This window comes from Streptomyces spiramenti, from assembly GCF_012034385.1.
GTDB classification, from domain to species: domain Bacteria; phylum Actinomycetota; class Actinomycetes; order Streptomycetales; family Streptomycetaceae; genus Streptomyces; species Streptomyces spiramenti.
The window spans coordinates 1-26011 of record NZ_JAAVJB010000051.1 but is presented as its reverse complement, the minus strand read 5'-3'; the positions used below and the strand labels follow the sequence as shown (position 1 = coordinate 26011).

The 26011-nt window shown below is 74.4% G+C and carries 11 protein-coding genes, 1 tRNA gene and 1 pseudogene; 3 read left to right on the top strand and 10 right to left on the bottom strand.

Annotated features, from left to right (window positions below; translation table 11 throughout):
- Nucleotides 1-388: 388 nt before the first annotated feature.
- Nucleotides 389-1885, bottom strand: coding sequence for a helix-turn-helix domain-containing protein (locus tag HCJ92_RS09150; RefSeq protein ID WP_338054092.1), 1497 nt, complete (start codon nt 1883-1885; stop codon nt 389-391).
- A 281-nt stretch (nt 1886-2166) separates the two neighbouring features.
- Between HCJ92_RS09150 and HCJ92_RS09145 the strand changes: the two genes are divergently transcribed.
- On the top strand, nt 2167-2355 hold the full coding sequence (locus tag HCJ92_RS09145) for a hypothetical protein (protein ID WP_167932971.1): 189 nt from the start codon (nt 2167-2169) through the stop codon (nt 2353-2355).
- A gap of 385 nt (nt 2356-2740) precedes the next feature.
- Here the strand turns inward: HCJ92_RS09145 and HCJ92_RS09140 are convergent, their stop codons facing one another.
- Nucleotides 2741-5878 (bottom strand): AfsR/SARP family transcriptional regulator, encoded by a 3138-nt coding sequence (locus tag HCJ92_RS09140; RefSeq protein ID WP_338054091.1) that lies wholly within the window; start codon nt 5876-5878, stop codon nt 2741-2743.
- A 314-nt stretch (nt 5879-6192) separates the two neighbouring features.
- On the opposite strand from HCJ92_RS09140, the gene HCJ92_RS09135 reads away from it, so the two are divergent.
- Nucleotides 6193-6585 carry a nuclear transport factor 2 family protein gene (locus tag HCJ92_RS09135; RefSeq protein WP_167932970.1) on the top strand — a complete coding sequence of 131 codons (393 nt, stop codon included), beginning with the start codon at nt 6193-6195 and terminating at the stop codon, nt 6583-6585.
- A gap of 63 nt (nt 6586-6648) precedes the next feature.
- Here HCJ92_RS09135 and HCJ92_RS09130 read toward each other — a convergent pair whose 3' ends face one another.
- The 3 genes from HCJ92_RS09130 to HCJ92_RS09120 all read right to left on the bottom strand — a co-directional run bounded on the left by HCJ92_RS09130 (nt 6649) and on the right by HCJ92_RS09120 (nt 8953).
- Nucleotides 6649-7524: a hypothetical protein gene (locus HCJ92_RS09130; protein ID WP_167932969.1), complete on the bottom strand. Its 876-nt coding sequence runs from the start codon at nt 7522-7524 to the stop codon at nt 6649-6651.
- Between the two features lie 302 nt (nt 7525-7826).
- Nucleotides 7827-8405, bottom strand: a complete 579-nt coding sequence (locus tag HCJ92_RS09125; protein WP_167932968.1) for a hypothetical protein — start codon at nt 8403-8405, stop codon at nt 7827-7829.
- A 474-nt stretch (nt 8406-8879) separates the two neighbouring features.
- A tRNA-Gly gene (locus HCJ92_RS09120) sits at nt 8880-8953 on the bottom strand.
- 857 nt (nt 8954-9810) lie between these two features.
- On the opposite strand from HCJ92_RS09120, the gene gdhA reads away from it, so the two are divergent.
- Nucleotides 9811-11142 carry an NADP-specific glutamate dehydrogenase gene (gene gdhA / locus HCJ92_RS09115; protein ID WP_167932967.1) on the top strand — a complete coding sequence of 444 codons (1332 nt, stop codon included), beginning with the start codon at nt 9811-9813 and terminating at the stop codon, nt 11140-11142.
- Nucleotides 11143-11244: 102 nt separating this feature from the next.
- Here the strand turns inward: gdhA and HCJ92_RS09110 are convergent, their stop codons facing one another.
- The 5 genes and pseudogenes from HCJ92_RS09110 to HCJ92_RS24290 all read right to left on the bottom strand — a co-directional run.
- Nucleotides 11245-19158 carry a non-ribosomal peptide synthetase gene (locus HCJ92_RS09110; protein ID WP_167932966.1) on the bottom strand — a complete coding sequence of 2638 codons (7914 nt, stop codon included), beginning with the start codon at nt 19156-19158 and terminating at the stop codon, nt 11245-11247.
- Nucleotides 19155-22514, bottom strand: a complete 3360-nt coding sequence (locus HCJ92_RS09105; RefSeq protein ID WP_338054090.1) for a type I polyketide synthase — start codon at nt 22512-22514, stop codon at nt 19155-19157. The genes HCJ92_RS09110 and HCJ92_RS09105 overlap by 4 nt, the downstream gene beginning before the upstream one ends.
- The gene (locus tag HCJ92_RS09100; protein ID WP_167932965.1) at nt 22511-23956 is read right to left on the bottom strand and encodes an MFS transporter; all 1446 of its coding nucleotides are present in this window, start codon (nt 23954-23956) and stop codon (nt 22511-22513) included. The genes HCJ92_RS09105 and HCJ92_RS09100 overlap by 4 nt, the downstream gene beginning before the upstream one ends.
- A 790-nt stretch (nt 23957-24746) precedes the next feature.
- Nucleotides 24747-25448: a LuxR C-terminal-related transcriptional regulator gene (locus HCJ92_RS09095; RefSeq protein ID WP_167932964.1), complete on the bottom strand. Its 702-nt coding sequence runs from the start codon at nt 25446-25448 to the stop codon at nt 24747-24749.
- 305 nt (nt 25449-25753) lie between these two features.
- Nucleotides 25754-26011, bottom strand: a pseudogene (locus tag HCJ92_RS24290) (hypothetical protein); the annotation flags it as partial.

Sequence of the window (26011 nt, the reverse complement as noted above, 5' to 3'; positions counted from 1 at the left end):
GCGCGGACCTTGCCCCGTGCGGCCCGCCGCCCGCGCGGGCTCGGTCGCGGACACGTTCCGGCGGTGGGCCGAGGCCAGGGGCTGCGGCGGGGCGGAGGTACGGGGGCGGGCGGCCCCCGTCGCCCTGGGGCGGCGCGGGGGACGAGCCCGAAGCGTTGCGGTCAGTGGGGCGGCGGGGCGGGACGCCGGAGAGGCGCGGGGGTGGCAGCCGGTTTCTCGCTGGCAGGGGCGAGAGTCCGCGCCCGGTGGGAGTCCGCGTCCGGTTCGTCGGGAGGGGCCGCCGCGAGGCGGGCGGGGTGCCGACGGACGCCCGTCGGCGGTGCCCCTGACGGGCACACCCTCCGGCGCGAGGTCGGGCCGCCTCGACGGGCCCCGGTCAGTCGGCCGGTCAGTCGGCCGGTGTGTCGCGGCAGGCGGCGCGGATCAGTCGCAGCACCTGGAACCGGGTGCCCGCCGGGCCGGCGACGGTGCGCACCACGCCGCTGACCAGCAGGTCCCGCATGGTCCGCCCGCAGTGGCCGAGCGGCGAGCCGGTCAGCGCCTCCACGTCGTCGAGACTGAACTCCGCCGCTTCGGCATCGCAGAGCGCGGCCAGCATCGCCCGATGGCCCTGCGGCAGCGCTGCCACCCGGTCGCGGAGCGCCGCGAGGCAGCGGCCGGCCGTCTCCGGCTCGGCGAGGTGGTCCAGGAACGGCAGGGGGTCCTCGGCGAGGCGGCGCCGCAGCGACGCGGCGTCGTAGAGCACCAGCCAGGAGGAAGCGGCGAGCAGCGCCGTCGGCAGCCCGTCCAGGCGGCGGGAGATGTCGGCGACGACGGCGAGGTCCTGGGCGGTGGTCACGGCACCGGGGCTGACGCGTCGGATGTCGTCGAGCAGCAGTTGGGTCGCCCCGCCCACCGTGTCGCCGTCCTCGTGATCCGTCGCCAACGGCGTGAGCAGGAAGACCCGTTCACCGGGGACGTGCCAGGGGTCGTCCGAGGTCACCAGCACGCGGAGCCCGGGGCAGTCACGGAGCAGCCGCGCGAGCCGTTCGGGGTGGACGCTCCGTCCCGACGCGCCGTCGATCACCAGCAACACCACCTGGTCACCGAGATGTTCGGCGAGCGTCGGCGCGTCGGAGTCGCCCGTGCCCGGTGCCGCGGCCGTGCCGTCGGTGAACAGCCCCGTCACACAGTCGTGGAGCAGCCGGCCGGTTCCGGACCTCGGCGAGTCGGGCGTACCGGACCCGGCCCGCGGGGAGCGGGCGAACCACAGCACCGGCAGCCGCTCCTCGCGGTGCAGCCGTCGCGCCACCTCCAGCGCGAGGCTGGTCTTTCCCGCTCCGGGAAGTCCGACGATGTGCACCAGTCGTTGACTGCCGGTCGCCAACTCGGCCGCTATCACGGCGGTCTCGTCCGCCCTCCCCGTCAGCGGACGCAGCGGCGCGGGCGGCGTCGCGTCCGCGCCGTCGCTCTCACCCAGCCCGGCGAACCGGTGCTGTGCCGCTGCCTGTTGCAGCGTCTCGCGTGAACGGGGGCCGAGACGCAGCGCGTCGGCGATCAGGCGGACGGTCTCCGTACGCGGTCGGCGCACCCGGTTCTGCTCCAGGTCACGGATGGCACGGACGCTGATGGTGGAGAGGTCGGCCAGCTCGCGCTGGGTCAGGCCGGTCCGGGTCCGGTGCCTCCTGATCAGCAGCCCCAGCCGGGGCAGTTCGTCGCCCGACCCCGCGGGAAGCGGGAGCGGCGCGTCGGAGGCGGAGACGGAGGACGCGGCGGCCGACTGCTGGAGCGCGGAGCCGGTCAGCGACGCCTCGCGTCGGGCGGGTGACGGTGTCCGGGGGCGGAGAGCCTGCTCGTGGAGCCCGGTGCTCCGGCCGGACTGGGGGGTCATGGTGCTCGTCTTCACTGGCGCTCCTGCCACTCGGTCGGTCAGGCCATAGGAGGTGCCGCCAGGGCGAAACGCGGAGTGCCCGCGGCGTCCTGTCCCCCTGATTCCGCCACGGCCGCCTATCGGCGGGGCATCGTCGCGCCGACAGGCGGACGGCGCGACCTATCACCGCCCTCCCAGGGCGGTGGCGCCTTCGGGATAACGGGGGGATAGGTCCGGCGATAAGGCCGGGATTCCCGCACTCCCTAGCGTGGTGACCACGAAGAACGAAGCGCACCACCGACTCGGGGAGAACCCAGATGCTGAAGATCACCGCCCTCCGCACCGGTCTCGTCGCCGCCGCCCTCGCCGCCACCGTCTCCGTGCTCGGCACCACCGCCGCCCACGCCGAGCAGAACGTCACCCCGCCGGCGGCGGACACCCAGCTCGCCGAGCTGATCGCGGAGCACGGCGTCAAGGCCCAGCTGCAGAACAACCCCTGGGACTGACCCGCGGCGCGTGTCCCGCGCTCTCACCAGATCAGCGTTCCCTGCTCAGCCCGCTCAGCCCGCTCAGCCCGCGCCGACCGTCCGCCGTCCGCTCCGTTCTCGCCTCGAGAGCTCCGGACGAGCCACCGGCTCCGAGCATCGGCCTTCGGCGCGCTCCGGTCGGCGCGCTCCGGTCGGCCCTCCCGCCGGACCCTCCGGTTTCTCCCTCGGCCCGCGCCCGCCGCTCCATCGGCCCACCCCGCGCCACCGCGGCCCGATCGCCCGTCCTACCGGGCGTCGACGAAGGCCCGCGGACCGCAGCGGCACCCCCGGGCAGCCGATGCCTCACGCGCGGCGCCGGCCGCCACCCCTCACCCCGGGGAACCGTCGCCCACGCGACGCCCGTTCAGCCGCCGATGGCCTCACGCGGTGCGGCGAGCTCACGCATCAGGTCCTCGGCCTGCCGCAGTTCGGTCGCCATCCGACGGTCCTGGAACGTCGCCGCGGCGACCTCCAGCAGTTCGCGTGAACGTTCCTCGTCCCCGGGATCGCTCCGCCGCGCGAGGAGACGGGCGAGATCGACCCGCACCACCGCCACCCCGCCGTGGTCGAGCATCCGCTCCCGGACGGCCAGCGACCGGTCGAAGTAGCCGTGCGCCTCCTCGAAGTGGTCCAGCCCGCTGTGCACCTGGCCGAGGTCACGCAGCAGATGGCCCTCGCCGATGACGTCGCCGTCGCGGCGGCACAAATGCAGGACCTCGCTGAGGGTCCGCTCCGCGGCGGAGTGCTCACCCCGCTGGAGCAGCACCTGACCCACCCTCCGGAGCGTGCGCGCCTGCCCGCCCTCGTAGCCCGCGGCCCGGTAGATCTCCAGGGCCTCGTCCAACTGGTACTGGGCGGCGTCGACCTGCCCGTGCCGCATGCGGATCTGGGCGCTCTGCGTCAGGACGATGGCTCGGCCCACGATGTCGCCGGCGCGGTCGAAGTCGGAGAGCGCCAGCGCGTACAGCCCGAGGGCGGCGTCGTCGTTCCCACGGAAGCGTTCCAGCAGCGCGAGGTCACGTCGGCACAGTGCCAGCCCCTCCGCCTCGTCCAGTTCGGTGAAGATCGCCAGGGCCGAGCGCAGCGAGTCCTCGCACTCCTGGTGCTGGCGTCGGTTGAGGTAGAGCGAGCCCAACGAACCCAGCACGGCGGCGGTGCCGCGCCGGTTGCCCGCGGCGGTGACGGCGGTCAGCGCCCGCCGGTGGGTCGACTCCCACTGGTCGAGATAGCCGCGTACCTCGAAGAGGGTGACCAGCCCCGTGGCGAGGTCCCAGCACGCCTCGTCCAGCTGCTCCTCGGCGGCCTGGTCGACTGCCAGCGTCAGGTTGGGGAGTTCGCTGTCGAGCCACTCCATGGGGTCGCTGAGCAGCTCGTCCACGTGGTGCGGCGGCGGTTGCCAGCGTGGCGCGGTGCCGCGGAGGACGGTGTAGTCACCGCCGTAGACGCGCCGGTGAGCCTGTTCGACGAGGGAGAGCCAGCCGCCCATCATGCGTTCCTGGGCGCCGGAACGTTCCTGTCGGTCGTCCTGTACCGCCAGCCGTTCGCGCGCGAAGACCCGGATGATGTCGTGGAAGCCGTAGCGGAAGCCGCCGCCGGACTCCACGCCCACCACGTCGAGCATCTGCATGTCGACCAGGGGTTCCAGCAGGTCGGACGGGTACGGGCGGTCGTCGTCGAGCAGCGCGCCGGCCAGCCAGCCGGGCAGTGTGGTGCCCTGGGCGAGGCTCAGCAGCCGCATCAGCCGCTGGTCGGCGGCGCCCAGCCCGTCGTGAGTCAGGGAGAGGCTGGCGCGGATGGTCAGCTCGCCGTGGGTCAGCTCGTCCAGCCGATGCCGTTCGTTGGCCAGGCGGTGCACCATCGACGCCAGCGACCAGTGCGGCCGGGCCGCCAGCCGGGCGGCGACGATGCGGAGCGCCAACGGCAGTGCGCCGACGGTCCGTACCAGCGCCAGGGCCGCTTCGGCCTCGGCGGCGACCCGCTCACGCCCGATGACGCGGCCGAGCAGCTCCAGCGCCTGGTCGCCCTCCAGGACCGGGAGTTCCACCCGGTGGGCTCCTGGCAGGCCGGTCAGCCGGGCCCGGCTGGTGACGATGACGGCGCTGGTCCGGCTGCCGGGCAGCAGGGGACGGACCTGGCTCTCACCAGCGGCGTCGTCCAGCACCACGATGATGCGGCGGGTGGCCAGCAAGGTCCTGTACATCTCAGCTCGTTCGTCCAGGCTGTCCGGGATCATCGGCCCGGGGATGCCGAGGGCACGCAGGAACCGGCCGAGGACCTCGGCCGGACTCGCGGGTACCTGACTGGCGCTGCGGAGATCGCAGTAGAGCTGGCCGTCGGGGAAGTAGCGCTCGCTGAGGCGGTGGGCCACGTGCGTGGCCAGGGTGGACTTGCCGATCCCGGGCTTGCCGACGACCACGGCCACACCGACCGCCTGCCGGGCCGAGCCGCCCACCAGGACGTGGGAGACGCTCTGGACCAGGTTCTCGTTGCCGACGAAGTCGGATGTGTCCGCGAGGAGTTGGTGCGGGGTCTCGGCGCGGAAGACGCCGCTGCCGTCCGCTCCGGCGGTCTCGTCGTCGACTCCGTCGCCGCTCGCCCCGGGGGCGCGGTCGTCCTCCTCCCGCGGCTCATGGGCTCGGTCCGGCGGCGCCTCGCCGGGGCGACCGGCGATCGAGCGCGCCGCGTCCACGGCCACGTCAACTGAGATGGACGGCGGGGGTGGTGGCGCGGCGGCGTCGGCCGTCACGGACTGCCGCTCGGCCCCCGGCGGCCCGGAGTTCACCGCGCGTAGCCCCGGGTCGCCCGCGAGGATGCGGGCCTCCAGCTCTCTCAGGTCGCCGCCCGGTTCCAGGCCGAGTTCCTCGATCAGCAGTTGGCGACCCTCGCGGTAACTGTCGAGGGCCTCGGCCTGCCGTCCGGAGCGGTAGAGCGCGAGCATCAACTGCGCCCGCAGGTCCTCGCGCATCGGGTGGCTGTGCACCAGCATCCGCAACTCACCGACGAGTTGGTGGTGCCTGCCCAGCTCCAGTTCGAGCCGGAACCGCGCCTCCAGTGCCGTCAGCCGCTCCTCGTCCAACTGCTGCGCCTGGTTGCGGAGCTGCTCACCGGGCACCCCGCTCAGACAGACTCCCTGCCAGAGCTGGTCTGCGGCGCGGAAGAGTTCGGCGGCCTCGCCGAGGCGGCCCTCGCGTGCCAGCGCCCGAGCCTCCGCGAGGCGACGGGTGAAGATGGCGCGGTCGACGGTGTCGGGGTCGGCGTTGAGGACGTAGCCGGGCGGCCGGGTCGCGATCAGGGCGTCGATCCGGGCAGAACTGAGGATCTTGCGGAGGCGGGAGACGCAGATCTGCACCTGGGTGCGCGCGGTGCCGGGCGGGTCGTCCTCCCACAGCAGGTCCACGAGGAAGTCCGTGCTGACGACCCGGTTCACCTCGAGCAGCAGCGCGGCGAGGATGATCTCCTGCCGCCCGGGCGGCACCCGCACCGGGCCGGCGGGCCCCGTCACCTGGAGCGGGCCGAGTATGCGGAAGGCGTGCCCGTCCGGGGCCCTCGGACTCGAATCGTCTGCCAATGCGTCCCCCGTGGTGCGCTGATGGTCACGTCGAGTGCCGACGGGTCGTGCGTAAGTCTCACCGAACGCGCGTTGCTCTGTCCATGGCGGGTGAAGATCTGGTGGCGATAGCACGGTGATAGCGGGGAGTTGCGGGCTGCGCCGACGCTGGTCCGGATCGGTGTCGCGAAGCGCGGCTGCTCGGGCGCCGATCAGCCGGTAGGGCCCCCGAACTGCGGGAGCGCCGGTGATGCCCGGGAGGGGAGCCGATGAACACTTCAGGCGATGTGCGCCCCGCGGTGAGCGCGATCCTGACAGCGGTCGGGGTGGATCACGTCCGACTGTCGTACCACTATCTGGACGCCGGGGACGTCGAGGGGTACGGATCGCTGCTCGACGAGAACATCGAGGTGGCCCAGCCCGGGTCGGTCCACGGCAACGGCCGGGCGGAGGTGCTCCGTTCGCACGGCAGCCCCGACCGGCCCCCGGTGATCCACCGCATCCACAAGATCGTCGCGGACGGGGACAGCGTGGTCGCCCTCGGTCGGCTGGTGAGGGGCCCGGGCGCTCCGGCGGAGCTCGACTTCGTCGACCACTTCACCATCTCGCCCGAGGGCATGCTGCTGAGCTGCCGGCGGTACTTCCACACCGATCCGCGCTGAGCGGCCCGCGGGTTCCGCGAGTGGCGGTGGTGCGGTGGCGAGGTGGCGTATGCGGCGCTCGCATCACGCGGCCGTGTCGGCGGAGACGCACACGTGGAGGGGCGCCGACGCGGCGGTGTCGTTCGTGGCCTCCAGGATGCCCGGGTAGGTGAGCCGGGTGCCGGGATACATGCTCACGCAGCGCTGCGGCACGTCGGAGAAGACCGAAGGGCCGTCCGGCCGGAACGCCAGGCCGTCGGCACGGACCAGGTGAGCGCCGCACTGCTCGGCAGGAGCGTCGACGAGCAGTTCGGCGGTTCTGAACACGCCGCTGCCGCTGTCCGTCCACGCGAGGCAGTGGAACTCGTTCGCCGACCCGCCCGGCGTCGGCAGGCTCGTCACCCGGACGTGCTGCGTGGGTACCGGGCCGCCGCACACGGCTTCGCCGTGCAGTGTGTGCCAGGGGGAGCCGAGCTCGCACACCTCCGCCGCCGGACGGCAGTCGGCCGGGCCGCCCGGAGTCCGATACGTCACCGTGACACAACCCCGCGCCGCCTCCGCCTCCGCCTCCTCCGACGACGTCGGCGCGGGGCTGCCGGGGAGAGCCGGAGCCGATGCGACGGGCGGGACCGGGACCGGGGCGGGAACGGGAGGGGCCGCCGGCCGGCCCCTCCCGTCCTCGACCTCGCCGCCCGTCGCGTTCACGGAGGCGTCGGGCTGTGCATTGGGAGCGGAGCCCTGCGTACCGTGGTCCGGTGCCACCGGCTGCTGCGCCAGGTACAGCACGAGCATCGCGGCGATGACGGTCGCCGCCGCGCCCCCCGCGAGCATCGCCTCCCACGCGAGCTGGGGAGGGGGCGCCGCTCCGCGGATCGCGGGGAGCGTCTGGGTGTCCGCTTCCAGGAACGCCCGCTCCTCGTCGGTGAGCTGCGGCCCCTTCGACGGAGGTGGTGTGGTCACGGTCTCCCTCGCTCGCTGCGTGTGACCGTCACCGTAAGTGCCGCGCCATCACGCGCCGGGCGGCTCGCCGGAAGCGCAACCGGTCCGTGACGCAACCCGGTTGGGGAGTGCCCGACGCGGAGAGACAGGGGCGCGATGGCGGCGGCCGGGCCCGGCCGGGCCCTTGGGGGCCCTTGCGAGTCGGGCGCCGCGCAGCCACGCGCCGGGTGAACTCCGTCCGCAGGAGGTTCACGGCCTGCCCCGCCGGCGCACGGCCGTTCGGCCTCCCCCGGGGACGACCGCCGACGGGCGACCCGACGGAGTCAGCAGATGTGCTCCTCGGCGGCGTCGACGACCTCCGCCGCCAGGGCCGTGTCGATCTGCTGGTGGTCGATGTAGTACCGCATCGCGACCTGCTCCAACAGTTCCTCCCCGCCAGGTCCGTCCGCGATGGCGGTGCAGGTGTCGATACCCCGGTAGATCATGTCGCGCTCCAGGTTCTGGAGCGAGTCGAAACCGGCGCCGGACTCCGCGACCAGACCGGGGTGAACGGCCCGAAGGGCGTCCACCCACGCGGCGCGCTCCTCTGCGCTGTACACGCGCTCGCCCATCTCGGCCATGCAGGCGTCCTGGAGGTCCCGATCCAGGAAGTCCGCCTCCCAGTCGTCGCAGGCCGAACCTTCGGCCGCCTTCTCGGCATCGTCCGTGGCCGGTGCGTCCTCCGCCGGCTTCTCCTCCTCCTCTGCCTCCTTCTCCTTCGCGTCATCGCTCTCGACGACCGGTGTGTCTGCGCTGCTGTCGTCGGCGGCGGGGGCGGCCTTCGACTCCGCTTCGGTGCAGGAGGTGAGTGCGAGCAGGGCGGTGAGGGTGGCTGCGCTGAGCAGCCGCGTACGGGTGTTCATGGTCGGCGACTCTGCCGTCCGCCCCGATGGCCCGTGAGGCGAATGCGCTTGCTGTTACCGCTCTGTTGTGAAGCACCTGCGGTGGGACTGTGAACAGGCCGTGTGCCGCCGTCCGGGACTCAACAGCGGTGACAGCGCCGCCCGCTGCCGCTGATGTGGCGGCCCGTGGGCTGCGCGACGCCGGGCGACGCAGGTCTGGGCGTGGACGCCGGTTCCGGTCAGGCGGGTGCAGGCCGCCGCGCCGCCCGTGTGTCCCGGTGGGCCGGTCCGGTCCGGGGCGGCCAGCGAAGTGTCGGGCAGGGGCCGGCGACACGACGCGCTGATCGTCCGATCCCGGGCCGGGCGCGTGGGTCGCGAGGTGCCCGCCGGGCGGAGACGCCCCGGATGGTGCGGAGGTGGTGCGCGGCACCGATTCGGCCGGGGCACGACGAAGGCCCAGGTTGAGGAAGGTGTCCTTGACCTGGGCCTTTGTGCTGGAGCGGGCGACGAGAATCGAACTCGCGCTCTGAGCTTGGGAAGCTCATGTTCTACCATTAAACTACGCCCGCGCGTGGCGCCCCGGAGGGTGCTCGACGGTCGTTACTGTACCTCATCCGCCCGCTCACACGCAGCGCCGTAGGGCCCGGTCGGCGGAGGTGACGGACGTCCCGTGCGGCGTGCGTTCGGGGGCCGTGGGGATCCCCTACGGTGGCGGGGTCGCCGTCGACGTACAGGAGCGGGCCCTTGCAGACCACCATCGTGCGCTGTGCCGAGGGGCATCAGTTCAGCACCCGTGAGTTCCCCATGCAGCACCTCAGCGCGGACCGTATCGGCCCGGCTCGGCTGCTGCGGTGTCCCCGTTGCGCGCGGTTGCGCAGCGCGGTGCCGGTAGGGAAGTAGTCACGGTCCGGGCCGGTCGGACAGGGGCGGCTTCGTCGCCGTCCGGCCGGCTCGGGCGGGGCGGGGGTGTGGCCGAATCCCTGGTGGCTCTCCCGGCCCGGAAGCGCCTGCTGCCGTCGCTGCCCTGCGTGGCGACGCGCCAGCCGGAGGCCCGGCGTGGGTGCCGAGAGCGCGGGGCCGCGCGGGGTGGTGTCCACCCTGTGGGCAGCGTGTGTGTGCTGATGAGGGTGTGGGTAGCGGCAGCGGTGTGGTTCCGGTACGGATCGGTTCTGGCTGATCCGGACTCCCCTCTGTTTCGTTTCGTGACTGTTCCGGGCGCTCGCCGCGTGTCGGAACGTGCCGGCCGGCGGGAGTCCGGTGGGCTCGGGCGGAGGGTCGGCGCCGAAGGCGGCCGACGACCGCCTCTCGACGGCGGTACGGGCACGGGTCGAGACGACCCCGCCCGGCGTCGGGACCGCGGTCGAGCCGCAAGAGTCTTGCCGCGTGGGGAACCGCCGGCCAGCCGTGTACGAGGAGAACTGCATACGTGCTTGAGGAGATCTACGCCCACGTCCTGCGTCGCAACCCCGGGGAGCGGGAGTTCCACCAGGCGGTGCGCGAGGTGCTGGAGTCGCTGCCGGTCGTGGTGGAACGCCGACCGGAGCTCTGCGACGGGTCGCTGCTGGACCGGCTCTGCGAGCCGGAGCGACAGGTCATCTTCCGCGTGCCGTGGACCGACGACGAGGGTCGGGTGCACGTCAACCGCGGTTTCCGGGTCGAGTTCAACAGCGCGCTCGGCCCCTACAAGGGCGGCCTGCGGTTCCACCCCACTGTCAACCTCGACATAGTGAAGTTCCTCGCCTTCGAGCAGACCTTCAAGAACGCCCTGACCGGCATGCCCATCGGCGGCGGCAAGGGCGGCAGCGACTTCGACCCCAAGGGCCGCTCCGACGCCGAGGTCATGCGGTTCTGCCAGTCGTTCATGACCGAGCTCCAGCGCCACATCGGTGAGCACACCGACGTCCCGGCGGGCGACACCGGCGTCGGCGCCCGCGAGATCGGCTACCTCTTCGGCCAGTACCGTCGCATCACCAACCGGTTCGAGGCAGGCGTCCTCACCGGCAAGGGCGTCGGCTGGGGCGGCTCGCACGCCCGCCCCGAGGCCACCGGCTACGGCCTGGTCGTCTTCACCGCGGAGATGCTGCGCGTACGCGACCTCGACCTGGACGGCATGCGGGTCGTCGTCTCCGGCTCCGGCAACGTGGCGATCCACGCCGCCGAGAAGGCGGCGGCCTCCGGTGCGACCGTCGTCGCCTGCTCCGACTCCGGCGGCTACGTCGTCGACGAGGGCGGCCTCGACCTCGACCTGCTCAAGCAGGTCAAGCTCACCGACCGCGCCCGGCTCAGCGCCTATGCCGAGCAGCGTGGCGCGGACGCCGAGTACCGCGAGGGCGGCCGGGTCTGGGACGTGGCCTGCGACGTGGCGCTGCCCTGCGCCACCCAGAACGAACTGGACGAGGACGCCGCAAGGACGCTGATCGGCAACGGTGTCCGCGCGGTCGCCGAGGGCGCCAACATGCCGACCACCCCGGAGGCGGTCCGCGCCCTGCGCGAGGCGGACGTGCTCTTCGCCCCCGGCAAGGCCGCCAACGCCGGCGGGGTCGCGACCAGCGCACTGGAGATGCAGCAGAACGCCTCGCGCACACTGTGGACGTTCGAGAAGACCGAGGACCGGCTCACCGAGATCATGAAGCACATCCACCACACCTGCCACGAGACCGCCGAGCGGTACGGGCGGCCGGGCGACTACGTGGCCGGTGCCAACATCGCCGGCTTCGAGCTGGTCGGGGAGTCGATGCAGGCGCAGGGCATCATCTGATCCCGCGAGCTGACTCGACGTAGCGACACGACGCCGCCCCGGGAACCGTGAGGTTCCCGGGGCGGCGTCGCTGCCGGGGCCCGGTCGGCCCCGGCGGGCGGGTCACTCCCGGTCGGACCCCGTCGGGGCGGGAGCGGCGGAACCGGCCGGTGCCCGGCGGACCCGGTCCGTCAGCAGCGCGGTGTAGTCGTCGGCCCAACCGCGGACGGTCTCCTCGTCCCACAGGTCCGTGGAGTACGCGATGTAGCCGACCAGCACGTCGCCTGCGGGCACCAGACCGAACGACAGCTCCGACCGGACCGCCGGAACGACGAGGTCCTCGATCGCCGCCTCGACGCCGGGCAGCTCAAGATCGGCCAGCAGCGTGTTCTGGTACTGGAAGCCGACCGGCACGCGGTCCGGGACGTCGCGGTCGCCCGTCGCCTCGCGGACGGCGGCGGCGACCTCCGCCATCGGCAGCAGGTGGTCGGCCCCCTCCGTGGCACCGCGAGCGACAAGACCGACGAGCGTGTCGAACTCCCGCGCGGCAGCGACGGGCACCCGCAGCACGTACGGCACCGAGGTGCACGCCACCAGCTCCTCGAACTCCTGGCGCGCCCGGTTGGCGTGGGCGACGTTCAGCAGCACGTCGGACTGGCCCGAGCGCTCGGCGAGCAGCGTCCCCATCGCGGCGGCCGTGACCGCGAACGGCGTGGCGCCCTGCTCGCGGGCCACCCGCTCCACGTCACGCCGCACGGCGGCGGGCACGGTGAACACCACCGCTGAGCCGGCGCCGCTCAGCTTCGCCGGGCGGGGCCGGTCCGTCGGCAGGTCCAGGCGGAACGGCACGTCGGCCAGCTCGCGCACCCAGTGCGCCGCACGGCGCTCCGCCTCGCGGGCCGGAACGGGGTTCTCCTGCTGCCACCGGGCGTAGTCGGTGGCCTGCCGCACCTCGGGCAGCGCGTGCGGGGTGCCGCCGACCTCCGCCCGGTAGAGGGCGGCGAGGTCGCGGAGCAGGGTGCTGACCGCCCAGCCGTCGCAGGCGGCGTGGTGCAGCACGAACAGCAGGGCCCACGCCTCCTCGCCGGTGCGCAGCAGCCGGATGACGGGCCCGGCGGTGGCGGTGAGGTCGAAGGGTTGCTGCGCGACCTCGGCGCCGATCCGTTCGGCCTCGGCGCTCCGCTCCGGTTCGGGCAGAGCGGTGAGGTCCTCCTCGGGCAGCGCCACCTGTCCGGGCGGCAGCACCTCCTGGAACCACCGGCCGTCCTCCTGCCGGAAACGCAGCCGGAGCGACTCGTGGCGGGCCACCAGCCCGGTGAGGGCCCGCCACAGCGCGGCGGTGTCCAGGCGGCCGTTGAGGACGAATCGGATCGCGACGTTGAAGACCTGCGGCAGCGGGTGGTTCTCCTGGGCGGCGAGGAACGCCCGCTGCTGCACGGTCGCGGGAGTGGTGTTCCGGGCGCCGCTGCCGGTGCCGTCTCCGGCCGCGGTGGCATCGGGGTGCTCGGCATCGCCGGCGGACCCGGACCCGCCGGACCCGCCGGACCCGCCGGACCCGCCGGACCCGCCGGACCCGGCGGAGTCGGCGGGATCGGCGGGGGCCGGTCCGACCTCGGCCGACAGGTACTCGGCGGATAGGTACTCGGCCGACTCCCGGAGGGTGGGCCGCTGGTAGAAGACGGCCATCGGCAGTTCCACGTGAAACGCGGAGCGCAGGCGGTTGGCCAGGCGGATCGCGGTGATCGAGTGGCCCCCGAGTGCGAAGAACGAAGCGCCGGGGTCGATCTCCTCGGGACGGAGACCGAGTTCGGCGGCCCACAGCCCCCGCATGCGGCGCTCCCAGGCGGTGACCCCGTCATCGGGAGGCAGCGCCGGGCCCGTACCGGGCCCGGCGTCGGCGCCTGCGCGGGCGTCCGACTGGGTTCCCGGGCGCGGCGCCGTCGACCCGGCAGGGTCGGGGAGGCGCGTGCTGTGGCGCGGCGCGGGCAGCGCCGCGCGGTCCACCTTGCCGGTGCCGGTCAGCGGCAGCCGGGGGAGCACGGACCACGCGCCGGGGATCAGGTACTCGGGCAGCCGCCGGGTCAGCCGCCGCGTCAACCACTCGGTGAACGCCCGGTGGTCGTCCTCCGTGTCGCCGACGTCAGCCACCGGGACGACGTGCGCGACGAGTCGCGCCTCCGCCCCGGGCGCCCGCAGCGGGAGTACCACCGCCTCCTTCACCTCGGGCAGCGAGGAGAGGACGTGCGCGGTTTCCTCGGGCTCCACGCGGAAGCCGCGGATCTTCACCTGGTCGTCCGAGCGGCCCAGGAACTCCAGCGAACCCCGCTCGTTCCAGCGGACGAGGTCGCCGGTCCGGTAGTGGCGCTCCCCGGCGCCGCGGCCGTCCTCCCCGCTGCCGTCGTCCCCGGCGGTGCTGTCGGAGCCGGGGAGGGCCGTGAACCGTTCCGCGGTGGCGTCGGGGCGGTGGAGGTAGCCGTCGGCCAACCCCGCGCCCGCCACGTACAACTCGCCGGGCGCGCCGACCGCTGCTGGTTCGCCGTCGGTGTCGAGCACGACCAGCCGCACGTTGTCGATGGGCCGCCCGATGGGGATCGGGCCGTCCTCCCCGCCGGGTGCGGCCGGCGCGACGGTGTGATGGGTGCAGAGCACCGTCGTCTCGGTCGGACCGTAGATGTTGACCACCTCGTACGCCGCGTCCGTGCGGGGCCGGGTGCGGAGCACGTCCCCGCCCGCGACGCAGTACCGCAGCGGCGGCTGGTCGGCCGAGGGGAGCTGGAGCAGCTCCTCGGCGAGTGCGGTGGGCAGCATGGCGAAGGTCACCCGCTGCGCGGCGTACCAGGCGGCGAGCGCCTTCGTGTCGCGCCGGGTCTCGTCGTCCGCGACGGTGAGGGTGGCACCGGCGGTGAGCGTGGGCCAGATCTCCAGCACCGAGGCGTCGAAGCTCTGGCTGCACAGCAGCGCGGTCCGGTCGGCGGCGGTGAACGCGAACCGGTCGTGGTGCCAGCGGCAGAGGTTGACAACGGCGCGCTGCGGCACCACGACGCCCTTGGGTCTGCCGGTGCTGCCGGAGGTGTGGATGACGTAGCAGGCGCCGTCCGGGCCGGTGCCGGTGCCGGTGCCGGTCGTCGTCGGGTCCCCGGCGTCCGCCGGCGGGCCCTCGTCGACGCCGACGAGGACGGTGCCCTCGGGGACGCCCGGGTCGCCGGGCGCGCCCGGCGCGGCGGTGAGCAGGACGGGCGCCGCCGCCTCGCCGATGACGGTCTCGGCGCGGGTCCGGCCGAGCGAGGGGTCCAGCGGCAGGTAGGGGCGGCCCGCCCGCAGTACCGCGAGGACCGCGACGATCAGAGCGGCGCCCCGGGGCAGCCACACGGCGACGGGGGCCGCCGGGTCCGTGCCCGCCGCGCGGGCGCGGATGACGGCGGCCAACCGGTCCGCCCGGCGGTCCAGTTCGCCGTAGGTGAGTACGTCGGTGCCGTGGACGACGGCGGCGCGGTCGGGGCCCTCGGCAGCCCGCCGGGCGACGATCTCCTGCACGGTGACGGCGGGGACGGGCCGTGCCGGGCCGTCCTGCCAGCCGGCCGGTGCCGCGCCCGCGGTCCCGGCGTCGGTCCCGGCGTCGGGGTCGGCCTCGGTGTCCGAGCCGGACCCGGCAGCGGCGCCGGTCGGGAGGTCGGTCCCGGTGGCGGTGCGGGCGCGGGAGTCGGCCGGGTCGGCGGGGGAGGGGAGCGGGCGGTCGGGGTGGCGGACGGCCGCCCGGAGGATCCCCCGGAAGGTGGCGAAGAACCGGTCGACGGTCTCCTCGGTGAACAGGTCGGTGCTGTACTCCAGATGGCAGCGGACGCCCGACGGCCGGTCGGTGAAGTAGACGGTCAGGTCCGTGAGCGTCTTGTCGGCGCCGGTGTCGAGGGCGGTGGCCGTCACCTCCGGCAGGTCGAAGTGGAACGGGTCGTGGGACTCGTACTCGGCGATGACCTGGAAGACCGGGGTGTGCCCGGTGGTGCGCGGCACCGCGAGCGCCGCCACGACCTGGTCGAAGGCGGCGTCCGCGTGGTCGTAGGCGTCGAGCGCCACCCCGCGGACCTGGCGCAGCAGCGCGGGGAAGTCGTCCGCCGCCGCCAGGTCGAGACGGAGCGCGACGGAGTTGAGGAACAGCCCGAGGACGTCCCCGTGACCGGGCGGGCGGGTCGAGGTGGGGGTGCCGATGACGATGTCGTCCTGGCCGTTGAGGCGGCGCAGCGCGGCGGCGTAGCCGGCGATCAGCGTCATGAAGAGCGTGGCGCGGTGGCGTCGGCTCAGGTCGCGCAGCGCGTCCGAGAGCTCCGTGTCCAGGTCGCGGAAGACCGCGCGTCCCCGTGAGCTGAGCACGGCCGGCCGGGGGTGGTCGGTCGGGAGGGTGCACAGCGTGGGCGCGCCGGCGAGGGCCTTGCGCCAGTAGACGAGGTCGGAAGCCGCCTTCCCGTCCTGGTGCGCGGCGAGTTCGTCGCGTGCGACATCGGCCGGGGTCCGGCCCGGCGCGGGCAGTTCGGGCGGCGTGCCGGTGCGCCGCGCCCGGTACAGCTCGGAGAGGTCGCGCGCCAGGATCGACGCCGAGTGGGCGTCGGCAACGATGTGGTGCATCGACAGCACCAGGACGTGCCGATGGGCACCGACGGCGACCAGCCGCGTGAAGAGCATCGGGCCGTCGGCCAGGTCGAAGATGCGGGCGCTCTCGGACGCGAGGACGTCGCGGACCGCGGCGTCGGGGTCGGCCGCGGCGTCGCGGTGGTCCACGACGGCGTGCCCCAGCACCAGTCGCTCCGGCGCGTCGACGGGCCGCACGTACTGCCGCGGCCCGTCCGCCGTCTCGCGGAAGACGGTCCGCAGCCCGGGGTGGCGCGCGACGAGCGCTCGCAGCGCGTCGTGCAGGGCGGCGCCGTCCAGCGGGCCGTCGAAACGGACGCCCTTGACCTCGTTGTACGCGGTGCTCTCGGGGAACATCCGGTGGGTGATCCACACGCGCTGCTGCGCCGGGGAGAGCGGCGCTCCGGGGTCGGCCGGGTCGGGGTCGCCGGCGGCGTCCGCCCCGGCGGAGGGCGCGGAGGGTGCGGTGGTTGCGGCCGTCGTGGTGGCCGTGGTGGCCGGGTCGGTGACGGGGAGGGTGGTGGCGGGGGCGGGCGGCTGCTCGTGGTGGCGCCTGCGCAGCGCGTCGAGGTGGCGCAGCCCGCCGCGCAACGCGTCCGAGGGCACGCCGAAGTCGACCAGCGAGACGATCTCGTCCGCTCCGGCCGCGGTCACCGCCTCGATCACCGGGGCGACGGTGTCCACGGTGCCGATGAGGGCCCGCTGGTCGCAGTAGCGGCCGTACGCACGGCGGAAGAGCGTGTCCAGGTCGTCCTCGTCCAGCGCCCCCACGTCGACGTGGTGCCCGAGGCTCCGCGACACGGTCCCGAACAGCGACAGCGAGGCACGCATGTAGCGGGCGAGCGGTTCGTACGCGTCGGCGCGGGCGGTCTCGTGGTCGGCGGCCAGGTAGGTGTGGAGCAGCACGGCGACGTGGCCGCCGGCCGGGTCCAGTCCGGCGTCGGCCCGCGCGGCGCGGTACCGCGCGATGTTGGCCGTCAACTCCTCGACGCTCTGGGCCATCAGGTTGGTGACGATGCCGACGTCGTTGCGGCCCGCCGCCTCGTAGGAGGCCGGGTTGCCGACGACCGCCGTGTACATCGGCGGCAGCTCCTGGACGGGGCGCGGGAAGATCCGCACCTCGGCAGTTCCGTCACCCGCCTCGCGGGTCAGCGCCTCGCCGCTCCACAGCCGGCGGACGTCCGCCAACTGCTCGTACATCAGCTCTCGATGGCGCCCGAACCGCGCGGGGAAGAAGACGAAGTCGTTGGAGTGCCAACCGGAGGCGCAGCCGATCCCGACGCGCCCGCCGGAGAGGTTGTCCACCATGGACCACTCCTCGGCGACCCGGATCGGGTCGTGGAGCGGGAGGACGACCGAGCCGGCGTTGAGTCGGACGCGGCTGGTCTCGCGGGCGAGGGCGGCGGCGAGTACGACGGGGTTGGGGAAGAGGCCACCGAACGAGTGGAAGTGCCGCTCCGGCATCCACAGGGCGTGGAAGCCGTTCTCGTCGGCGAACCGGGCCGTCTCGGCGATGAGTTCGTAGCCGTCCCGGACCTCGGGGTAGTCGCCGAAGAAGTAGATGCTGAACTCGGGTGGCCGGCCGCGCGAGTCGACGGGTACAGGGACCGCCGGTGCCTCGACCTCCGTGGTTGCCGCTGCCGCTGCCGCTGTCGGAGCGGCTGTCGCAGTGTCTGTCGCCGTGGTCGTCGCGGGGGTCTTTGCCGCGGCTACCGCAGGCCGGGCGGCGGCGGTGTTCCACGCCATCGCGGTGACGGGGGCCGGGCGCGGGGCGTCGGCGGTCGGGGTCGGCGAGGAGGTCGCGACCGGTGCGGGCGCCGCCGTGGGCGCGACCGACGGCCGGGCGGGCCGGGGCGGAGTGGCGCGGGCGAAGAATCCCGCACCGCGCAGCTCGCGCAGCGAACCGCGTACCGCGTCGGTGATCCGCTCGATGTCCCCGTCGGTGTGGGCGGTGGAGAGGAAGAAGTTGCGCCACTCCCAGACGTGCACGCCGCGCACCATCAGGTGGTGGTAGAGCAGCTCCATGTCCGCGCGGTGCTCGAAACGGAACTGGGAGCCGAAGTGCCGCACCCGGAGCGGGAACTCCTCCTCCTCGAAGAAGGAGTTCAGGGTGGCGGCGAAGTCGTCCGTCCGCGAGTTGAGGCGCTGCTGGAGGCCGGGGCCCTCGGCCCTGAGGTGGGTGAGCACCGCCTTGGCGGCGGCCATCGAGACCGGGTGCTGGAGGTAGGTCCCGCCGAAGAAGGTCGTGTCCGCGCTCGGGTGGGAGGCGTCGCCGTAGCTCCAGGCGCCGCCGTCGACGCCGTCCATGATGTCCGACCGGCCCGCGATGGCACCCACGGGGAACCCCCCGCCCAGGACCTTGCCGTACGTGGCCAGGTCCGGGGTGACGCCGTACAGCTCCTGGGCGCCGCGCAACGCGGGGCGGAACCCGGTGAGCATCTCGTCGAACATCAGGACGATGCCGTGGCGGCGGGTCAGTTCGCGCAGCGCGCGCACGAACTCGACCGGTTGCAGGCCGGGGTTGCGGCTCTGGACGGGCTCGATGACGACGGCGGCGATCCGGTCGGCCGCCGCCTCCACGGCCGCGAGCGCACCCGGGTCGCCGTAGTCCAGCACCAGCAGGTCCTCGACGGCGCCCGCGGGGATCCCCGGCGAGACGGGGACGGTGACGCGGTCGTCGCCGCTGCCGGCGGAGCGGCCCAGCACGCTGTCGGCGTGGCCGTGGTACGAGCTGTGGAAGACGACCACGGTGTCCCGGCCGGTGGCAGCGCGCGCGAGGCGCAGCGCGCCCGCGTTGGCCTCGGTGCCGGTGCAGGCGAAGGCGACTCTCTCCAACCCGCTGATCTCGGCGAGGAGTTCGGCTGCCTCGCCGGTGGCGGGGTCGCGGGGGCCGAGGCGCACGCCCCGGGAGAGGTGCTCGCGTACCGCCTCGGTCACGAACTCCGGTTCGTGACCGAAGAGCAGCACACCGAAGCCCATGGTGATGTCGACGTAGCTGTTGCCGTCGATGTCCTCCAGCTGCGCGCCGGATGCCCGCTGGGCGGCGATCGGGTAGAGCATCTCCTTGGTGCTGCTGCGGAACCCGACGACGGCCCGGCTGTCGGCGAGGACTCCCCGGTGGCGGGCTGCCGCCGCCTTGGAGCGCCGGGTCCTGCGGGTGTAGCGGTCCACCAGGTCGGCGAGGTGCGCCTGCTGCGGTGTCCGCCCGCCGGCCGTGTCACCGCCCGTGGCCGCGCGGACCATGCCGGAGTCGCGCGCGACGGTGACGCGGGGGCCGTGCACCGCCGGGGCGTCGGCGGGGTCGGCGGCGGGCGCGGCGTCGTCCTGCGGGAGGTGGTCGGCGATGCGCTGCGCCAGCTCGGCCATCCGGGCGAGATCCCGGTCGATCGCCCCCGCCGCGCTGTCCGGGCCCGTCATCGCTGCTCCCCGGCGGGTGCCGTGGCGACCTGCCGCGAGAGCAGCTGCGCGAGCTGCTCCATGAGCTGGAGCTGGATCGCGGAGAGTTGGCGGACCTGCCGGGTCAACTCCTCGACCTCCTGCCGCGTCGCCCAGTCGCCGGTCGCAGCCGCCAAACCGGGGGCGTCCGGTGCGCCGGCGGCAACACCACCCTGTGGCGGCGGTGTTGTCGTGGCAACGGGCGCCGCCGGGGCGACGGCGACCGGCGCGGCGACGGCCGCGGGTTCGGGGTCCGGTACCGCCGCGGGTATCGGGGCCGCCGCCGGTGCGGGGGCCGGAGCGGGCGGGGCCGGTGAGACCGGCGCCGGGGGCGCCGCCGGTCCGGCGGCCTCGACCCGTCGGCCGGCCACCAGTTCCGCCAGGAGCCGCGGAGTGACGGCCTCGTCGAACAGCTCCCGCATGGCGACCTTCACGCGGTACGTCTGCTCCAACTCCCGCAGCACGTTGATCATCAGCAGCGAGTCCGCGCCGAGGTCCAGGAAGGACGTGTCCTGCCCGACCGACCCCGACCGGTCCCCCAGGGCCCGGGAGGTCACCTCGACGACGTGCGTCAGCACTTCCCTGACCTCGGCCTCTGCTGCCGCCATGTCCGTTCCTTCCCTCGGGGGTTCCGCCGCTGCTGCGGCGGTGGGTTCCGGGCCCTTCCAGTGGGTCCGGTGCTGAAAGCGGTAGCCGGGCAGCGGGATCCGCCGTCCGCCGCCGCCCTCGGCCAGCTCGTGCCAGTCGATCGGCGCACCTGCGCGGTGGAGCGCCGCGGCGGCGTCCCGCAGCGGGTCGAGCCCCGCGCCGCCGCGCAGCGTGGCCACGGCCACCACGTCGGGCAGCGCCTGCCGGGCGAGACCGGCGAGCCCGCCGCCGCCCACCTCCAGCAGCGCGGTGGCACCGTGCGCCGCCACCTCCCGCAACGCGGCGTGGAACAGGACCGGCCGCCTGGCCTGCCGCAGCAGGTAGTCGGCGTCCGGGGTCCACCCCGGTTCGCGGACCGCGCCGTCCAGGCCGGAGACGAACGGCAGGGTGACGGGGGAGAACGCGACACGGGCGAGCAGTGTGCCGAACTCGGGGAGCGCGGGCTCCAGCAGCGCCGTGTGGAAGGCGTGCGCGACCGGCAGCGGCCGATGCGGCACGTTCCGCTCCGCCAGCAGTTCCCGCAGTCGGCCGACCGCATCCCGCGGGCCCGCCAGCACCCGGTTCCGCTCACCGTTGACGGCGGCCTGCTCGATGCCCGGCACCTCGGCCGCGAGCGCGGACGCCGTCGCCCCGTCCGCCAGGACCGCCACCATGCCGCCCGGCGCGCAGCGCGACTCCATCAGCCTGCCGCGCTCCGCGGTGAGCCACAGGCCGTCCTCGACGGTCAGCGCACCGGCCGCGGTGAGCGCCGCGAACTCGCCGACGCTGTGCCCGGCGACGACCTCCGGGACGACCCCGGCCCGCCGCCAGAGCGCGGTCAGCGCGCACTGGACGGCGTACAGCGCGGGCTGCGCGGCATCGGTCGGCCAGGGCACCTCCGGGTCACCGGGGGCCAGCAGCGGGGCGAGGAGGGGCCGACCGGAGCGCTCGCGGTGCAGCCGGTCGCAGTGGTCGAGCACCTCCCGGACGGCGGAGTACCGCTCGTAGAGCGCGCGGACCGCTGTCGGTCGTGCGCCGCCCTGGCCGCTGAAGAGCAGGCCGACCCGGGGCGCCCGGGGAGGGCGCTCCGGCTCGGCCGGCCCCGCACCGTCGGCCGGGGCGTCGTCGTCGAGCCAGCGGTGCAGCGCGTCCGCGATCCCGGTGGCGGTGTCGCCCTGGGCGACGGCCCGGAACGGGCCGACCGCCCGGCCGGCGGTGGAGGTCAGCAGGTCCGCGACGTCGGTGCCGGGGTGCCGGCGCAGGTGGTCGTGGAACGCGCGGACGTTCGCGGTCAGCGCCGCGGGGGTGTGCCCGGAGAGCGGCAGCGCGCCCAGCGTCGCTCCCCTCGCGCCCCGCGGGGTGGGGGCGGGAGCCTCCTCCACCACCAGGTGGACGTTGGTGCCGCCGACGCCGAGCGAGGTGACGCCGGCGCGGCGCGGTGTGTCGGAGGCGGGCCACGGGACGGCCTCGCGCGGTATCCAGAAGGGGCTGGTGTCCAGCTCCAGGGTCGGGTTGGGGCGGTTGAAGTTCGCGAGGGGCGGGATGGTGGCGTGCTTCAGCACCAGCAGCGACTTGATCAGGCTGGCCAGCCCCGAACAGGTGTCGAGGTGACCGAGGTTGGACTTGGTGGACCCGAGCGCGCAGTAGCCGGTGCGCTCGGTGTCGTGCCGGAACGCCGCCGTCGCCCCCGCGAACTCGATGGGGTCGCCCTTGAAGGTGCCGGTGCCGTGCGCCTCCAGGTAGCCCACGGTCCCGGCGCCGACGCCGGCGCGGTCCAGCGCGCGGCGGATCGCGCGCTCCTGGCCCCGCGCGGAGGGGGCGGTGAAGGCGCGCTTGTCGGCACCGTCGTTGGTCACCCCCCACCCCCGGATGACGCCGTGGACGGTGTCCCCGTCGGCCAGCGCCCGTCGCAGCGGCTTCAGCACCACCGCGGCGACGCCGTTGCCCGCCACGGTCCCGTCGGCGTCGGCGTCGAAGGCCCGCAGCCGGCCGCTGCGCGAGAGGATCGACCCCTTGACGTAGCGGTAGCCGAGGACCTGCGGGACGTGGACGGCCGCCGCTCCCGCCAGGGCGATGTCGCAGTCGCCCACCAGGACCGACTGGGCGGCGAGTTGAACGGCGACGAGGGAGCTGGAGCAGGCGGTCTGCACCCCGACCGCCGGACCGGTGAGCCCCAGCCGGAACGCGGTGCGGGTGGCGTTGAAGTCGGGATGGGTGCCGAGGAGCACCTGGAGCCGGGAGAGCCAGTCCTCCTCCACGCCGTCCGGCAGCACGTTGTTCAACAGGTAGTTCTGGAGCGGGTAGAGGTAGCTGCCGGTGGCGGCGAAGACGCCGGTCCGGGTGCCGGGGCGCTCCCGGCCGTAACCCGAGTCCTCCAGGGCGTGGTGGGCGCACTCCAGGAACAGCCGCTGCTGCGGCTCGACGACCTCGGCCTCACGGCCGGTGATCCCGAAGTAGGCGGCGTCGAAGCCCGCGATGTCGTCGAGCGGGGCGGTGGCACCGACGAAACCCTCGGCCCGGTAGGTCGACTCCGGGACACCGGCAGCCCGCAGCCGTTCCTCGGGGAAGTGGACCACGCGGTCCTCGCCGTCGCGGATGATCCGCCACAGCTCCTCGGGGGTGTCGGCGCCGGGGAACCGGAAGGCCATGCCGATGACCGCCACAGCGCCTCGGGCCTCGTCGTCGCCGAGGCCGTGCGTCGGGGCCCTCACGCCTCGTCCCCCTTCGCGGCCCGCGCCGCGCCGGACTCCGTGGCCGCGTCGCCCGGACCGGTGGCGGCCCGTTCGGCGGCAGCTGCCTCGACACCCGCCGCGCCCGGCGCGGCGGCGACGGGGGCCGGCTCGGAGACCGCCTCCCCGGGGGCCGACGGCTCGGAGCCGGGCGGCTCGGCGGCGGGTGTCCCCCGCCTGCCTCGTCGCGCCAGGAAGGCGAGGAAGCCCAGACAGAACGCGATCGCGACGCCGTGGAAGAGTCCGACGACGGCTATCGGCGAGTAGAACTCCAACGTCAGCGAGCAGAGGATCATCCCCAGTCCGAAGCCGCCGTTCTCCACCGCCGCCGAGATGCCGAACATCTGGCCGCGCTGGGCGTCCGGGGTCTCCTGGAGCTTGGTCACGTAGACGATCTCGGTGAAGCCGTCCGCCATACCGGCGATCAGCGCGACGGCGACGGCCGGCACGGTGGGCAGACCGGCGAAGGCCAGGATGAACGCCACCGACATCACCACGGCCCCGACGGCGAACGCCTTCTCGCCGAAGGAGTGGCCCGTCCTGTCGGCGTAGCGGCTGGTCGCCTGCTGCGCCACGATGTGCCCGATGGCCCAGGTCGCGAGGAACTGGCTCATGAACGTCGCCGGGTTCGCCGGGTCCAGCGCGTCGGAGAAGACGGGGAGCGCGACGTTGTGGGAGGACGAGCCGAGGCCGTCCGCGCCCCGGACGGCCATCATCGCGGCCATCACCGGCAGCGAACGCAGCAGCGCCCACGAGACCCAGCGGCCTGCAGCGCGGCCCGCGTCGTCCTCCTTGCGGGCGACCGCGCCGTCACCGCTCTCCGCGGCCCCGGTGTCGCCGGTGTCGCCCGAGGCGCCGGGGGCGACCGCCGAGCGGGTACGGATCGGGAGCAGCGCGAGGATCACGGCGGAGACGAGGAAGGTGACGCCGTTGAGGGCGAAGGCGGCGGTGTAGCCGAACTGGGCGATGACCAGACCGGAGGAGGCGAACCCCGCGATCATCGCGAGGGAACGGCCCGTCACCAGCAGGCCGTTGGCCTTCAGCCGCTTCTCGGGGCCGACGATCTCGGGCACGCTGGAACGCAGGGCGACCTGATGGAGGGTGGTGCAGGCGCCCATCGCCACGGCGAGGGCGAACAGCACGGGGAGCCGGGCCGTGTCCGGCAGGGGTATCAGCACCAGCAGCATGACCGAGCGGACCAGGTCCGAGCCGATCATCAGCGCCTTGCGGTCGAACCGTGACACCAGCCGACCGCTGACGAACCCGGCCGCGACGCTGGTGAGCAGCCGCACCGCCATGAAGAGCCCGGCGGCGAAGGCGCTCCCGGTGACCTGGTAGACGAAGACGTTCAGCGCCACCATGTTGAGGTAACTGCCGTACCCCGATATCGCGTTGCCGAAGACGAGCAGTCGGAAGTGCTTCATTGACGGGCCTCCAGGGCGACTGTCGACACGCCCGGAACCTGTCGCGAGCGAAGCGGGCGGACCTCGGTGCGCCCGGGGCGGGCGGACGCGAAGGACCGGCGGACCCTATCCCGGGCCCGGAACGGGGCGGACGCTGGGCTGGCGCCCGGTCCGGGTCGGCGGGGCGGGCACGGCGCGCGTCCGCCGTCGTACCGCGCCTCCGGGCGCGCCGCAGCGGCCGGCCGGGAAAGCGGCGTGGTGGGGTGGCGTGCGGGGACGGCTCGGCGGCTCAGGCGGTCGGCGCCCGCCGGTGGTGCCGTGCCGGAGCCGGCGGTTGCCCGTCCGGCCCCCCGGCGGCGTGGGCGCTGCCACGGGCCCGGACGGCCGGTTGATCTGGACCGTTGGTCGGTTCGTCACCCATGGGCCGTCAACTTAGTGCCGCTCCGGGAGGAGAGGGACCTCCCCCTTCGGGCATACCCGATCGGGCAGGGTCGTTCGTCCGCCCGAAAGGGGGCGTGGTCGAGGCGGGCCCCGCCGGAGAGGATGGAACGGTCCGCTCCGCTCACGGCGGAGCACGGGTAATGCCTGTTCAGCGCAGGGGAGACCGCCGGAAGGGGCCGTGGAACGCCCGGGGCGCCGACGAGCCGAGCCGCCCGGGTGACAGCCCGCCCGTGACAGCACCCCCCCCGCAGCACCCCCGGCGCGTCCGGCGACGAGGCCCGCGTCTGTTCGGCGACGCGCGCCGGCGTTCGCGCGGCGCTGCGCCTCCCGCGCGGCGATGCACCGCGCGAGCCGGGCAGGCGGTGTCGGGTCAGACGAGGCGCTGGTCCATCGCCATGACGGCGGCGGTGGTGCGGTTGGGGGCGTCGAGCTTCAGCAGGATCGCCCCCACCAGCCGTTTCACCCCGTGCGCCGAGATGCCCAGGGCCTTGGCGATCTGCTTGTTGCTGTATCCCTCGATGAGCAGCCCCAGGGTCTCCGTCTCGCGCTCGGTGAACGAGACGGGTCTTCCCTCGCGGCGGCGGCCGGGTCCTCGGCCGCCCGCGACCAGTTCCCGAGCCAGGCGGGCCGGCAGCGGGAACTCGCCTCGCACCGCTCGCCGGAGGGTGTCGTCGAGCACGGGGAGGCTGGCCTCGGTCAGCGAGAGGACGCCGTCGCACGGCGGCGCGGTCGGGAAGGAGAGGTCCCGAGCGCGGACGTCGTCGCCGATGAGCACCACCACCGGCTGCGGCCGGTCGCCGCAGGACCCGCCGTCGGGCAGCCGCCGCCATTCCGCGAGCGAGGCGATGACCACCTCGACCGCTCCGGGTGGGGGTTCCCGGCGGGCGAGGGCGTCGTGGCCCGGTTCGACGACCGTGACGCGCGGGATCTGCTCCAGCAGGGAGGCGAGACCCCGCCGCAGGACCTCGGTCGCCACCAGCGGGGTGACCGCCAGGGGCCGGTCGTCGTTGCCGGGCAGGGGTCCGCCGACCGGTCCCGGAGCGGGCCGCCGCTGGTCGCCGGCGGGTCTCACGGGCGCCACCGGTGCCTCGGGGGCGGGACCGTCGTGTCGCGGCAGCGCTCTGTCGCCGGGCGGTTCGGCTGAGCAGCCTCGGTCACGTTCGTGCATTGAGCGCTGTCCTTCGATCCGACAGAGGCCATTGGGCGCGCATGTTAATCGGCCAGCGGTACAAGTTGGCCATTTCTGCTCAGATTCGGGTGCGGTCTGGCGCGATGACTCCGCACGAAGGCCGGAACTGCCATGACGGGCACCGGTGCCCGCGGGGTCGCCGCGCCACCCGCCGACGGTGCCGCCTGCCGACGGTGCCGCCTGCCGAATCAGCCGGCCGCGCCACTCGTCGTCAGCAACAGCGTCACGTTCAGCAGCGCCACCACCAGCAGCGAGTTGAACGCGGCCCGGGAACCCGGCCGCCGCGCACGCGCCAGGCCCACGCCCAGCGTCAGGGCTGCGAGGACCACCACCGCCACCGCGAGCTGCCACGGCGCGCCCCCGGCAGCACCCCCGGCAGCACCCCCGGCAGCGCCCCCGGACGCCGTCCCCGCACGCCACCCCACCACGCCGCTTTCCCGGCCCGT

Bases quoted from the DNA above. Each gene is read 5' to 3' on its own strand.
- HCJ92_RS09145 (WP_167932971.1), top strand. From the start codon at position 2,167: ATGCTGAAGATCACCGCCCTCCGCACCGGTCTCGTCGCCGCCGCCCTC.
- HCJ92_RS09135 (WP_167932970.1), top strand. From the start codon at position 6,193: ATGAACACTTCAGGCGATGTGCGCCCCGCGGTGAGCGCGATCCTGACA.
- HCJ92_RS09110 (WP_167932966.1), bottom strand. From the start codon at position 19,158: ATGACGGGCCCGGACAGCGCGGCGGGGGCGATCGACCGGGATCTCGCC.
- HCJ92_RS09125 (WP_167932968.1), bottom strand. From the start codon at position 8,405: ATGAACACCCGTACGCGGCTGCTCAGCGCAGCCACCCTCACCGCCCTG.
- HCJ92_RS09100 (WP_167932965.1), bottom strand. From the start codon at position 23,956: ATGAAGCACTTCCGACTGCTCGTCTTCGGCAACGCGATATCGGGGTAC.